General features: G+C 46.7%; 9 protein-coding genes. 8 read left to right on the top strand and 1 reads right to left on the bottom strand.

What is annotated here, in order from left to right:
* Positions 1 to 115 precede the first annotated feature (115 nt).
* Positions 116 to 3,316: an efflux RND transporter permease subunit gene (locus EWM62_RS05630; protein WP_129875681.1), complete on the top strand. Its 3,201-nt coding sequence runs from the start codon at positions 116 to 118 to the stop codon at positions 3,314 to 3,316.
* A gap of 193 nt (positions 3,317 to 3,509) precedes the next feature.
* Positions 3,510 to 4,922, top strand: coding sequence for a TolC family protein (locus tag EWM62_RS05625; RefSeq protein WP_129875680.1), 1,413 nt, complete (start codon positions 3,510 to 3,512; stop codon positions 4,920 to 4,922).
* 224 nt (positions 4,923 to 5,146) lie between these two features.
* Here EWM62_RS05625 and EWM62_RS05620 read toward each other — a convergent pair whose 3' ends face one another.
* Positions 5,147 to 7,039: a chloride channel protein gene (locus tag EWM62_RS05620; RefSeq protein ID WP_129875679.1), complete on the bottom strand. Its 1,893-nt coding sequence runs from the start codon at positions 7,037 to 7,039 to the stop codon at positions 5,147 to 5,149.
* A gap of 250 nt (positions 7,040 to 7,289) precedes the next feature.
* On the opposite strand from EWM62_RS05620, the gene EWM62_RS05615 reads away from it, so the two are divergent.
* From EWM62_RS05615 to EWM62_RS05590, 6 genes are all read left to right on the top strand, one after another.
* Complete coding sequence (locus EWM62_RS05615; protein ID WP_129875678.1) at positions 7,290 to 7,745, top strand: DoxX family protein; 456 nt, start codon at positions 7,290 to 7,292, stop codon at positions 7,743 to 7,745.
* Between the two features lie 61 nt (positions 7,746 to 7,806).
* Positions 7,807 to 8,511 carry a Crp/Fnr family transcriptional regulator gene (locus EWM62_RS05610; protein ID WP_129875677.1) on the top strand — a complete coding sequence of 235 codons (705 nt, stop codon included), beginning with the start codon at positions 7,807 to 7,809 and terminating at the stop codon, positions 8,509 to 8,511.
* Positions 8,512 to 8,636: 125 nt separating this feature from the next.
* Positions 8,637 to 10,931, top strand: a complete 2,295-nt coding sequence (locus tag EWM62_RS05605) for an alpha-L-rhamnosidase-related protein (RefSeq protein ID WP_129875676.1) — start codon at positions 8,637 to 8,639, stop codon at positions 10,929 to 10,931.
* A 168-nt stretch (positions 10,932 to 11,099) separates the two neighbouring features.
* Positions 11,100 to 11,408: a phosphoribosylpyrophosphate synthetase gene (locus EWM62_RS05600; RefSeq protein WP_129875675.1), complete on the top strand. Its 309-nt coding sequence runs from the start codon at positions 11,100 to 11,102 to the stop codon at positions 11,406 to 11,408.
* Between the two features lie 259 nt (positions 11,409 to 11,667).
* A complete protein-coding gene (locus EWM62_RS05595; protein ID WP_129875674.1) occupies positions 11,668 to 12,999 on the top strand; it encodes a cytochrome ubiquinol oxidase subunit I in 1,332 nt (443 codons plus the stop codon).
* Complete coding sequence (locus EWM62_RS05590; RefSeq protein ID WP_129875673.1) at positions 12,996 to 14,027, top strand: cytochrome d ubiquinol oxidase subunit II; 1,032 nt, start codon at positions 12,996 to 12,998, stop codon at positions 14,025 to 14,027. Before EWM62_RS05595 ends, EWM62_RS05590 begins: the two co-directional genes overlap by 4 nt.
* Positions 14,028 to 14,033: the final 6 nt, after the last annotated feature.

Genomic DNA, 14,033 nt, shown 5'->3' with positions numbered 1-14,033 from the left:
TAAGACACAAGAACAAAGAATCAAGAACCAAGATATAAGTAAGTACCGAAGGCGACAATTTCGTCTTGGCTCTTGACTCTTATGTCTTGTTTTTCCATCACAAATCACAGAAATCATGTTTAAAAAATTCATAGAAAGGCCGGTATTATCAACCGTTATCTCCATACTATTGGTGATAGTAGGGATACTTGGCCTAACCAAACTGCCCTTAGAGCGTTTCCCTAATATTGCCCCTCCGGCCGTGTTGGTAACCGCTGTTTACCCGGGCGCAAATGCCGAAACTATTTTACGTTCGGTAACACCATCACTGGAAGAAGCCATAAACGGTGTAGAAGGCATGACCTACATGACCTCTACCGCAAGTAACGATGGTTCGTTAGGTATTACCGTTTACTTTAAACAAGGCACCAACCCCGACCAGGCAGCAGTGAACGTGCAAAACCGCGTGTCGCAGGCTACCAGCCAGCTACCTGCCGAGGTTGTGCAATACGGTATTACCACCACCAAACAGCAAAACAGCTTTATTGGCGCGATGGCCATTTATACCGACGATCCCAAAAAATACGACGCGACATTTGTTGCCAACTACGCGCAGATCAACATCGTACCCGAGATAAAACGGATCCCGGGTGTAGGTTCGGCACAGGTATTTGGCGGTGTTAAGGATTACAGCATGCGTGTTTGGTTAAACCCTGCACAAATGGCTACTTACAAAATTACCCCTGCCGAGGTAATGGCCGCCATACAAGATAAAAACGTTGAAGCAGCCCCCGGCCGCTTTGGTGAGCGCAGCGACCAATCATTCGAGTACGTAATTAAATACAAAGGCAAGCTTACCAAACCCGAGGAATACCAGAACATTGCCATCCGTGCCAATGCAGATGGATCTGTACTGCACCTTAAAGATGTGGCACGTGTTGAATTGGGTGCATATTCCTACAACAGCTATAGTAACCTGAATGGTAAAGATGGTGTAATCATCGGTATTATCCAGTTATCGGGTTCAAACGCTAACGAGATCCAGATAGAGATCGATAAGCTAATGGAAAAAGTATCGAAAGATTTCCCCGCCGGTATCAAATACAACCAGTTCTATCGTACCAAAACAGATTTGGACGAATCCATCAAACAAGTTGAGCATACCTTGATAGAGGCCTTTATATTGGTGTTTATCGTGGTGTTCATCTTCTTACAGGATTTCAGGTCGACATTGATCCCGGCCATAGCTGTTCCGGTGGCTATTATCGGTACGTTCTTCTTCATGCAACTGTTCGGGTTCTCTATCAACTTGTTAACGCTGTTCGCACTCGTACTCGCCATCGGTATCGTGGTGGATGATGCTATTGTGGTGGTCGAGGCCGTGCACGCCAAAATGGAGCACGACCCAAGCCTAAGCCCTAAAAAGGCTACCAGCGAAGCCATGCACGAAATAACCGGCGCCATTATATCCATTACATTGGTTATGGCCGCGGTGTTTTTGCCGGTAAGTTTCATGAGCGGTTCTGCAGGTATCTTCTACAAACAGTTCGCGTTAACTATGGCTATAGCCATTATCATCTCGGCTATAAACGCGTTAACCTTAAGCCCGGCGCTTGCCGCATTGTTCTTAAAGAACAAACACACAGGTGAAGGCCACAATGCCCCTAAACAGGGTTTTGTACAAAAATTCTACGCGGGCTTTAATGGTAGTTTCAACTTTATTACCAACAGGTACGTTGGCGGGCTAAAAATCCTTATCAAAAACAAATGGATAAGCATGGCCGGCCTTGGGTTGGTAATAGTTGCCACTGTATTTATGGTAGGCAGAACAAAAACAGGCTTTATCCCGACAGAGGATCAGGGTTTTGTGGCTATCGCAGTATCTACCCCATCGGGTACATCGTTAGCAGGTACCAACAAGATCTTCAAACAAGCCGAAGACCAGTTGAAATCTTTACCATCTGCAAGGTTCGTAACCGCGTTATCGGGTTTCAACTTTCTGACACAATCAAGTAGTCCGTCTGCAGGTGTTATCTTCCTGTTGTTGAAACCTACCGATGAGCGTGGCGATGTCAAAAATATCGATGACATTCAGAATATTGTACGTGGCAAATTAGGCGCTGTACCGGGCGGGACATTCTTTGTGTTCAGTTTCCCAACCGTGCCGGGCTTTAGCAACGTGGAAGCGCTGGATGTGATGCTGCAGGATAAAACCAACGGCAAACTGGATAAGTTTAGCGGTGTTGCCAATAACTTCATTGCTAAGCTGATGCAGAAACCTGCGGTTGCCTATGCCTTTACATCATACAAAGCTGATTACCCGCAATTACAATTAGAAATTGACGACGAAAAGGCAAACCAGCTTGGTGTAAATGTTAAAGATATCCTATCTACCATGCAGGCCTACTTTGGTACCGCCCAGGCGTCCGACTTTAACCGCTTCGGCAAATATTACCGCGTGGTTGTACAAGCTGATATTGCCGACCGTACCGACCCTACAACTATCGACCGTGTGTTCGTGAAAAACAAAGCCGGTGAAACTGTGCCTATCAATACGCTGGTAAAATTAACCCGTGTGTATGGTTCAGAAACGGCCTCTCGTTATAACCTGTTCAACTCTATCGAGGTGAACGCGATACCTAAACCGGGCTACAGCTCGGGTGATGCTATCGAAGCCATCAGGGAAACAGCCAGGGAAGAATTGCCGCAAGGCTACGCCTACGAGTTCTCGGGCCAAACCCGTGAAGAGATCGCATCAGGCGGGCAATCAACCGTGGTGTTCCTGTTGTGTCTGGTGTTTGTGTACTTCCTGTTATCGGCACAATACGAAAGTTATATCCTGCCATTGGCGGTTATCCTTTCTATCCCAACCGGTCTGTTTGGTGTGTTCGCGGTGCTTGATTTAACCGGTATCGAAAACAACATCTACGTACAGGTAGCGCTTATTATGCTCATCGGTTTGCTGGCCAAAAACGCCATCCTTATCGTAGAGTTCGCGGTACAAAAACGCAAAACGGGCATGAGCCTGGTTAACTCGGCCATCGAAGCCGCAAGGTTGAGGATCCGTCCTATTGTGATGACGTCCCTTGCCTTCGTATTCGGTTTGTTCCCGATGAGTATCGCGACCGGTCCGTCTGCACAGGGTAACCACTCTATCAGTATCGGTGCCGCCGGCGGTATGGTTTCCGGTGTAATTTTAGGTTTGCTGATCATCCCGGTGTTGTTCGTGATCTTCCAGCGTCTGCAGGAAAAAATTACCGGCGTACCGCTTTCAAGGCACCTGGATAAAAATTATAATCCGGATGCACAAGCAGTTGAAATAGCAGAAGCACATTAAGGGGCCTCTCCCCAACCCCTTTCCAAAGGAGAGGGGCTTTAAAAACGCTTTGAACCCTCTCCTTTGGAGAGGGCAGGGTGAGGCTAAAATAAATAAGAAAACATCCAATCCTCAAAGTCCCTCTCCTTCGGAGAGGGGTTGGGGTGAGGCTAAAACATCCAATCCTTATTAGGAAAGGCCAAAACATAAAACAATGAAAAGATACATCAATACATTCGCCTTTATGCTGTTACTGGCATTAAGCGCATGTAAGGTTTCAAAAGATATTGAAACGCCAAAACCTGCATTGCCCGTGGCATTCAGGAATGCTGCCACCGCAGATTCTACAAGTATTGCCGATATCCAGTGGAAAAACTTCTTCACTGACCCTACCCTGCAAACGCTGATCGATAGCGCCATCGCTAACAATTATGATATGCAGATAGCCGTAAAGAACATCCAGTCGTCAGAGCTATTGTTCAAACAGGTTAAATGGAACTATACCCCTACCGTGAACCTGAACGTTACCGCGAGCACCAGCCGCCCAAGCGACAACAGCCTGAATGGCCTAAGCTTAAGCACCTTTGGTGTAGGCACAAAACACATCGAAGATTATTCAGCCAATCTTGGTCTATCATGGGAAGCTGATATCTGGGGTAAGATCCGCAACCAAAGCAAAGCCGCTTTGGCTGCTTACCTGCAAACAACCGAGGCTAAAAAAGCTATCCAGACAAACATCGTTGCAGGTGTATCGCAAGGTTATTATAACCTGCTGATGCTGGACGAACAGCTGACCATCGCCCAAAAGAACGTGAAACTGAACGACAGCACCCTGCGCATCATCCGTTTACAGTTTGATGCCGGGCAGGTAACTTCATTAGCCGTGCAACAAGCCGAAGCACAACGCCAGGCAGCAGCACAGTTGGTACCACAGTTCGAGCAGAACATCACCATACAGGAAAACGCCCTGCGCATCCTTACCGGTGCCCTGCCCGACAGGATAGAACGCAGCAACACCCTGAGCAACCTGCAAGTAGCAGATAACCTGCCATCAGGTTTACCATCAGCAATCGTTAGCCGCAGGCCCGATGTTAAGAGCGCCGAACTGGCCCTGAACATCTCTAACGCGCAGGTAGGCATTGCCAAAGCAAATATGTACCCGTCGTTAACCATTACGGCGCAAGGTGGTGTAAACAGCTTTAAATCGAGCAATTGGTTCAACATCCCGGCATCGTTATTTGGCACCGTTGCAGGTGGTTTAACCCAGCCTCTGTTCAACAAAAAACGGTTAAGGACCCAATACGAAGTTGCCAAGATAGATCGCGAGAAAACTGTGCTGCAATTCCGCCAGTCGGTGTTGAATGCAGTTGGCGAGGTGTCGGATGCTTTGGTATCTATCGAAAAATTAAAAACACAGCAAACCATTGCTGTCCAAAGAGTTACTACTCTTCAGCAGGCAACCGGCAACGCCAACATGTTGTTCAGGAATGGTATGGCAACTTATCTTGAAGTGATAACCGCACAGGGTAATGTATTGCAAGGCGAACTGGAACTGGCTTCCATCAAACGTGCGCAGCTCAGCGCCGTATCCAACCTTTACCGCTCATTAGGCGGCGGCTGGAAATAAGAGACAAAAGGCAGCGGGCCTGTGCGATCCGATAGCTATCGGATCCCTCCCAACGGGAGGGTATTTTAAACTTATATAAGAGCAGGGATGAGTGATGAGTGAAGCCGCTCCTTCGATCTATCGGAGGGCGGCTTTTTTTATAGAATTACATTTGTGTGTGGCTTAAATCCCTTGTTCCGAATACTTAACAAAACGGTAAATGCCCCATCCAATCACTAAACCTGTTACGCCTTACTATCCTCGTTATTTAAATTGATAAGCTTTTTACCGCGGATAACTATTTTCATGCGCTGGCGCCTAAGCGAGATCTTAGTGTGCAGGTTCTCGTTTTTACGGATATTGGTTTGATATGCCTTGATGATATCCTTGTATGATAACACCCCTATCACCTTGCCATCGCCCGCACCCGATAATATAGGTAGTACCTCTACATCTGTTTTAGACATGTTCTCAACAGCGCGGTGCAGGGTGTCGGTACTTTTTATCATAATGGCAGGGCCTGCTTTTACCAGTTCGCTCAAGCTTGCGGCCTCGTCTGCATCAGCGTTATACAGGTCGGTAATTTTTAAGGTACCGCCATAATTATTCTGGTTATCTACCAAAATAAAATAGTTGTTTTCAACCTTATGCTTGCTTAGCCAGCCTTTTACCTCGCTTACCGTATTATCTGCGCTCAGTACAATAGCGTCGTCGTCTATAACTTCCGATACGTACATTTTTTGCAGGATATCCGGCTCAAACGAATCGGGCGTAGAGATACCGCGACGGGCAATTTTTTCGGTCATGATGGTGTTCTCCATCAAAAAGAAAGATACAATATACGCGGCTGTACAAGCCCCTAATAAGGGCAGCAGCGCATGCGATTGCATGGTTGCTTCCAGCGCGAATACTATACTGGTAATAAACGCCCTTGATGCCCCCGCAAACATGGCCGACATGCCAATTAAGGCCGCCATTGGCAGGGTTATACCCGAATTGGGGAAGTACATTAATATCACATAACCAATAATTGCACCTGATGCCCCCCCTATGGTTAATAACGGTGCCAGTGTACCGCCCGATGTACCGCTGCCCAAAGCAATGGCCCACGATAAAAATTTAAAAAGGCACAGGCTGATGATAAGCGTTAAAGGCCAGGTACCCGATAATATCCCGGTAATGTTATCATAACCTACACCCAGGGTATGCGGCGAAAAATAGCCCACTACCCCTACCGCCAGTCCGCCTATGGCCGGCCACCACATCCAGTGGATGGGCAGCTCTTCAAAAACATCCTCAATAAAATAAACAATTTTGGTGATGCCTAATGATAGCAGGCCTACCAACAGCCCCATAAAGCTGTAAATACCCAGCGCCAGGTTTGATGGGATAGCCATATCCGGCATTGGAAATACCGGGCCTGACTCGAACAATAAATGGTGCCCGGCCGCACCTGTTATGCAAGCCAGCGCTACCGGCAATATGGATTTTGGCGAAAACTCGAACAATAAAAGTTCGATAGCCAAAAACACAGCGGCTATCGGGGTACCAAATATTGCCGACATACCCGCCGTTGCACCGGCCGCCAGGATAATTTTACGTTCGTTGGCGGTAACCTCAAACAGTTGGCCAAGCGTTGAACCCAGTGCGCCACCGGTTGCTATAATAGGCCCTTCGGCGCCAAAAGGCCCTCCAGTACCTATGGCAATAGCCGATGATATGGGTTTTAAAAAGGTGATGGATGGTTTAATGTTGCTCTCGTTAACAAGTATCTGCTCCATAGCCTCGGGTATACCATGGCCACGGATGGCCTTTGAGCCATATAAAGCCATAAACCCTACTATAATACCGCCAATGGCCGGCACCAGTATTACCCATAGCCCCCAGTGATTGCCGGCCGGGCTGCGAAATGCAAAACTCAGGTCGCCGTAAAAAGAGATATTGGTTACCATATTAATAAGCGCGACGAGCACTTTGGCAACACAACTTATGGCAGCCGCCACAGCTACTGCATAAACACAAATGCGCAAAAGCCGTGCTTTTAAAAAGGTTGATTTACTTACCGGGTCTGTATCGTTATCAAGCTGGGTTAATAGTGGAGAAATGGGGATACCGTTCTTAAGATTACTTTTTTTCATAAATTAATGTACAATGCATACACCGCTGATTGGTTTTACAATAAAACGCTGCGGACAATCATTAAAACAATTTGTTATTTTATTGTTTTAACAATATATTTACAAATATATAAGTAAATTTATAATCTAAAACATTGTTAATACAACATTTTAATAATTTTTAAGATTATTACCAACCTATTGCAGTAAATTTAAAGCACCGGGTTAAAACCGTTAACTATAATTATCTGTCACATAAACTTTGCAGGCTATGAATGTAATTCACAAAGTAGAAAACTGGGGCGATAAACACCACCCCGCTATTCTTGATATACTGCGCATCGTATTAGGCATATTCCTGTTTTTAAAAGGCCTCACTTTTATGCAGAATATGAGCTACTTGCAGCGGATAATTGAAGACCAGCATTTAATAAACCTTTCGTCGTTTTTTTTAAAGGCTGTAATGTATTATGTGATCTTTGTACACATGACGGGCGGTATATTGATAGCCCTGGGGCTGCTTACCCGCTTATCATCTGTTTTACAATTACCTATAGTTATATCGGCATTGTTTATCATCAATATATTCCGCTCCGAACCTAATACCGACTTATGGCTGTCAATTTTTGCCTGTGCGCTGCTTATTATTTTCGCGTTAATTGGTTCGGGCCCGCTATCGCTCAACAACCTGCTATCGGCAAAAGATCAGCATAATACCGTGGGCTAACCTTTTGGGCTAAATAATCACGTTCTTTTACTGATATTGCGGCCGCAACATTTTGTAATAAATGAAGGAAACTAAAAATGTATGCAATTTAAATAATTGCTTCTTGTGTACCTATAGTGTTAAGGATTGGATACCCGCCATTGGCGCTCATAAAACAAATTTCCAGGTAAAAAAGGGCGAGAGCATTTTTAAGGAAGGCGACCCTGTTAAGGGCGTTTATTTTGTTTATACAGGCAAGGTTAAGGTACATAAACGCTGGAACAACGATAAAGAGCTTATTATCCGTTTTGCAAAATCGGGCGATATACTGGGCCACATGGGTCTTGGCAATAACCCGGTTTACCCGGTAGCCACCACAGCTTTAGAAACAACAACCCTTTGTTATATCGATCTTTCCTTTTTTGAATCCACCCTGAATGTAAACCATAAGTTTACCTACGCTTTAATGAAGTTTTTTGCCGATGAGCTGCAAAAATCAGAAAAGCGGATGCGTAACCTGGTGCATATGCCGGTAAAGGAGCGTATCGCCCTTGCCATGCTTAATCTTAAACACCTTTTTGGCACAGATAACAGCGGAGCCATAAATATCGGGCTAACCCGCCAGGACCTGTCGAGCTATGCTGCGGTATCATACGAAACCTGGTTTAAGGTAACGCAGGATTTTATACAGGAAAACATGATAGCGGTAAACGGCAAAAGCATTATTATTTTAGATGAACCCACATTGCAAAAACTTGTAGATAATGCTAATGAAGGGTTTGAGTAGGCAATAACTACAGCACACCTACGTGCTGTTAATTGATCATATTTACCCGGTTTATTCGAAAACCATGTATTTTAGCTGAATTATCATCCGGCCTTAAATGAAAAAAATCCTCATCATCCTTTGCCTTGTTATTCCCTGTTTCGCCCTCGCGCAAAAAAAAAATCAACCCAAACTGGAAAGCGCATTGGATAGGCACCGCAGCCGGCCCCGATACCGCGGCAAATACCTGGCTTGCTTATCGTAAGCAGATCAGTATAACACATATTCCGGCGCGTGCCATTGCTAAAATTGCTGCCGATAGCAAATATTGGCTATATATCAACGGCAAAATGGTGGTTTTTGAAGGCGGCCTAAAACGCGGGCCAAACCCGAACGATACCTATTACGATGCCGTAAATATTGCACCTTATTTAAAAACGGGGCAAAATACCATAGCGGTTTTACTTTGGTATTTTGGCAAACAAGGTTTTTCGCATAAAAGCAGCGGTGAAGCAGGGTTACTTTTCGATTGCCAGTCCAAAGACCTATCTATTTTAAGCGATAAAACCTGGAAATGCACCCAGCTCAAAGCTTACCAAACCGCCGGCGACCCAAAACCAAATTATCGCCTGCCCGAATCAAACATTATGTACGATGCCCGGCTGGAAACAGGCGACTGGCAAAGCCCCGCGTATAACGGTAAAGCGATGGGCAACGCCGATGAAAAAGGCAAAGCAGGCTCTTCGCCCTGGAATAAACTGGTGCTGCGCCCCATCCCGCTCTGGAAGGATTACGGCTTGAAGGAATATGTAAATCTTAAAACCTCGTCATCGGCCACTGCCGATACCCTTATTGGGCAATTGCCATACAATGCTCAAATCACCCCCTACCTGGAAGTGGAAGCATCCGCAGGCAATAAAATTATAATTTGTACCGATAACTACCTGTTCAACAACGGCGGCGAACCCAACCTGCGCGCCGAATACATTACCAAAGCAGGTAAACAACAATACGAGAGCCTGGGCTGGCTCAACGGGCAAAAGGTTTACTATATCATCCCCAAAGGGATAAAAGTTATAAAACTTTGCTACCGCGAAACAGGATACGATACCCGCATTGCAGGCAACTTCACCAGTTCCGATCCTTTTTTTAACAAGCTTTGGCAAAAATCCCAACGTACCCTGTACATCACCATGCGCGATGGCTATATGGATTGCCCCGACCGCGAGCGGGCGCAATGGACCGGCGACGCCACCAACGAATCGGGCGAAGCTTTTTACGCCCTGTCACCATCCAGCCATGCCCTTGCCAAAAAATGGCTGCACGAACTGATAGGCTGGCAAAGGCCGGATAGCAGCCTTTTTGCCCCCATGCCTGCCGGCAATTGGAATGTAGAACTTCCCGACCAGGTGGCCGCCAGCGTTGGCTTTTATGGGCTGTATAATTATTACCTGCATACCGGCGATAAACAAACCCTGGCCGAACTATATCCCGGCGCAAAGCGCTACCTGGATAGCTGGAAGATAAACAATAACGGCACTATTGTGTTCCGTAAAGTGGGGTGGACATGGGGTGACTGGGGTGATAACCGCGACCTGCTGGTGCTGTTCAACTCCTGGTATTACCTTGCTATAAAAGGGATGCACCAAAGCGCAATCGCCCTGGGCAAAACAGATGATGCCGCTAAATACGAAGCCCTGATGCAAACGTTTAAAGCAGCCTACAACAAGCAATTCTGGAACGGCACCGCTTACCGCGACCCGGCTTATAAAGATAAAACAGACGACCGCGCACAGGCGCTTGCCGTAGTGGCAGGGCTGGCCGATGCGGATAAATACCCGGCGATACTAAAGATCTTCCAAACCGAAGAGCACGCCAGCCCGTACATGGAAAAGTATGTGTTTGAGGCCATGTTTAAAATGGGCGATGTTGATGAAGCGCTGGCCCGCCATAAAAAACGTTTCGGGCCGATGGTGAACAACCCCAATTTTACCACACTGTTCGAAGGTTGGGGCATTGGCAAAGAAGGTTTCGGCGGCGGCACGGTAAATCATGCATGGAGCGGTGGCGGCTTAACTGTATTGTCGCAATACTTGTGCGGAATAGCACCTGCCAACGCGGGTTACAAGATTATTTACATTATGCCCCGACCGGGTTCCGTGAGATCGGCATCGGCACAAATCGCATCGGTAGCGGGTACGGTAAGCAGTGCTTTCGCAAACACGCCCGGTACATTTACATTAACCGCCAATGTCCCGGCAGGCAGCAAAGGCATTGTCGGTATCCCCAATAAAGGTTATAAAAAGATCTGGCTGAACGGTTACCTGGTGTGGCAGCGCGGTAATTATCTAAACATAGCAAACGCGTTTACCGATGGCGGCGATACCCATATCAAGTTTAAAGTTGAAGGCGGCAAATGGGATTTTAAGGCGGTGAGATAATCCCTTCATTGCATGTCATGGTGAGCCTGTCGAACCATTAGCGAGGCGTACAAGTCTTCGACAAGCTCTCCATAGGAGTCCTTTGGACAGACTGACACAGCAGTTTACTGTATTATCCCTTGCGAAACTATAAGTTAAATACTTAAATTCGTATAAAACCTACCTGCTATGAAAACAGATTACGGAACACTCTCCCAAACGATAAACGGCCTTAAAGCCGAAGGCTACACGCTTGATTTTAACATCCAAAAGGACTGCATTATCTGCCATCAAACCAACACCGAATTATCGCCGGATGATTTTGAGATAGATGCCGTTTTCCGTTTCGAGGGCGAATCGAACCCGGATGACGAGGCGGTACTTTATGCCATCTCATCTACCAAAGATAACTCCAAAGGGGTGCTGGTGAACGGTTACGGCATTTCATCAGATGATGCCTCGGCAGCGCTGGTACAAAAGCTGAACAGGCATTTGTAAGCAACTTGTCATGCTGAACGTAGTGAAGCATCTATTCGCCGATATGCATGTTAGATAAGCAAAGTTCGGGAACAGGTTCTTCGCTATCGCCCGGGATAAAAGGACGGATTTTGAAGTTGTACCAACAATTTATTCATAATTAATAATTTCCAAAAAGTCAATAATCTCCATTAATAATATTTAATTATTATTCGTTCTAAATTGCTAAAAATGTGCTATTTGAATGCCAAAACGTTTGTATAGTACTTAAACTTGCACTATGGATAATTTTATGGCCGCGCGGTCGCAAATGGCATTGTCCCTGGGCTTCCACATTATATTTTCTTGTATAGGTATGGTGATGCCGTTCTTTATGGCGGTATCGCATTTTATGTGGCTGCGTACAGGCAACCCGGTTTACCAGAACGTAACCAAAGCCTGGAGCAAGGGTGTGGCCATCTTCTTCGCCACGGGTGCCGTATCGGGCACAGTATTATCCTTCGAACTTGGCCTGCTTTGGCCAACCTTTATGAAGCACGCCGGGCCTATATTTGGCATGCCATTTTCGTTGGAGGGCACCGCATTTTTTATCGAGGCCATCGCACTTGGGTTTTTCCTTTACGGATGGAACAGGTTTAACAGGTGGTTCCACTGGTTTACGGGTGTGGTGGTAGGTATCAGCGGCCTGGCATCGGGCATACTGGTGGTAGCAGCCAACGCCTGGATGAACACCCCTGCCGGTTTCGACGTGGTGAACGGTAAGTACATCAACATCGACCCTATAAAAGCTATGTTTAACCCCGCCTGGTTTTCGCAGGCGCTGCATATGTCGATAGCTGCTTTCGCGGCTACCGGCTTTGCCGTGGCGGGTGTTCATGCGCTGATGGTTATGCGCAAGCAAAATGTAAACTTCCACTTAAGGGCGTTTAAAATAGCGGCCATATTTGGGGTTGTAGCCGCCATATTGCAGCCGTTGAGCGGGGATATATCCGCCAAAATGGTTGCTAAAACGCAGCCGGCCAAGCTTGCCGCCATGGAAGCACATTTTGTAACCAGACCCTACACTCCGCTAATTATTGGCGGCATCCCCGATGTAAAAAATAAAAAGGTTGATTACGCCATCGAGCTGCCCGGCCTGCTGAGTTTTATGGTGCATGATGACTTTAAAACGCCTGTAACCGGCCTTGACAAGATCCCCGAAAAAGACCAGCCGCCCGTTGCGGTTGTGCATTATGCCTTTCAGCTGATGGTAGCATTGGGTATGCTGATGATGGCCCTGGGGCTATTGTATCTTATCGCTATCTGGAAAAAGCGAAGCTGGTTTGGTAAGCGCTGGTTCCTTAAACTGTTTATATGGGCCACCCCTATCGGTTTTATAGCTGTAGAGGCTGGATGGACAGTTACCGAAGTTGGCCGCCAGCCCTGGATAATTCAGGGCGTTATGCGCACTGCCGATGCCGTTACCCCAATGCCGGGTGTAGCCTACTCCTTCTACCTGTTTACCGCGGTGTATTTTACACTGAGCATAGCGGTGATATTTTTGCTTTACCGGCAGATAAAAATGGTACCGGTAATTTATGATAAGGAAACCCCAAAACCTGTAAGCGCATGATATACGTCGTAATTATATTTTTATGGGTTGCATTGCTGCTGTACCTGGTAATGGGCGGCGCCGATTTTGGGGCGGGTATTATCGAGATGTTCACATCTGATAAAAACAAATCGCGTACGCGGCGTATCATGTATAACGCCATCGGCCCTATCTGGGAGGCTAACCACATGTGGCTCATCATCGCTATTGTAATACTGTTTGTTGGTTTCCCGGTGATATACGCCACCATGTCTACCTACCTGCATATCCCGTTGATTATTATGCTGATGGGCATCATTGCCCGCGGCACCGCCCTTACCTTCCGTAATTACGATGCGGTACATGATAATATGCAGAAGGTGTATAACAAGATCTTTGTGTATTCCAGTTTTATAACGCCGCTGTTTTTGGGCATTATAGCGGGCAGCACGGTATCCGGCCGGGTAGACCCGCAGGCCACCAATTTTATGGATGCTTATATCTACAGCTGGCTCAACTGGTTCTCGGTAGCTATTGGCTTTTTTACGGTTGCGTTGTGTGGGTTTTTGGCAGCCATTTACCTTATCGGCGAAACCCAGGATGATACCGAACGCAAAAGGTTCATCCGCAAGGCAAGGCTGATGAATGTGGCTGCTGTGGCTGCCGGATCGGTTGTTTTTATCGCTTCCGTAAAGGAGAATATCCCCCTGGTGCAATGGGTGTTTGGCAGTATCATTGGCGTGGTGGCGGTTAGCGCGGCTACCGTATCGCTAATAGCGCTCTGGTATTTGATTGCCAAAGGCAAACGTTTTATTATCCGTGTGCTGGCCGGTTTCCAGGTTACCATGATACTGATAACTACCACTTACAAGCATTACCCCAATATTATTATCCTGAAGAACGGCGGGCACCTTTCGCTGATAGCACACCAGGGTGCCGAAAAAGCTATTCAAATGCTGGGGGCGGCGTTATTAACAGGCAGCGTTTTTATACTCCCCGCGTTAATTTACCTGGTATGGAGCTTTCAGTACAAACCGGGGCAAACAGATAATGAAACAGGCGGGCATTAAAAACAT

Origin of the sequence: Mucilaginibacter terrigena, assembly GCF_004168255.1 — a bacterium.
Classification (GTDB): Bacteria; Bacteroidota; Bacteroidia; order Sphingobacteriales; family Sphingobacteriaceae; genus Mucilaginibacter; species Mucilaginibacter terrigena.
Note: the sequence above shows the minus strand (reverse complement) of the source record. Positions and strands in the feature narration are given on the sequence as shown.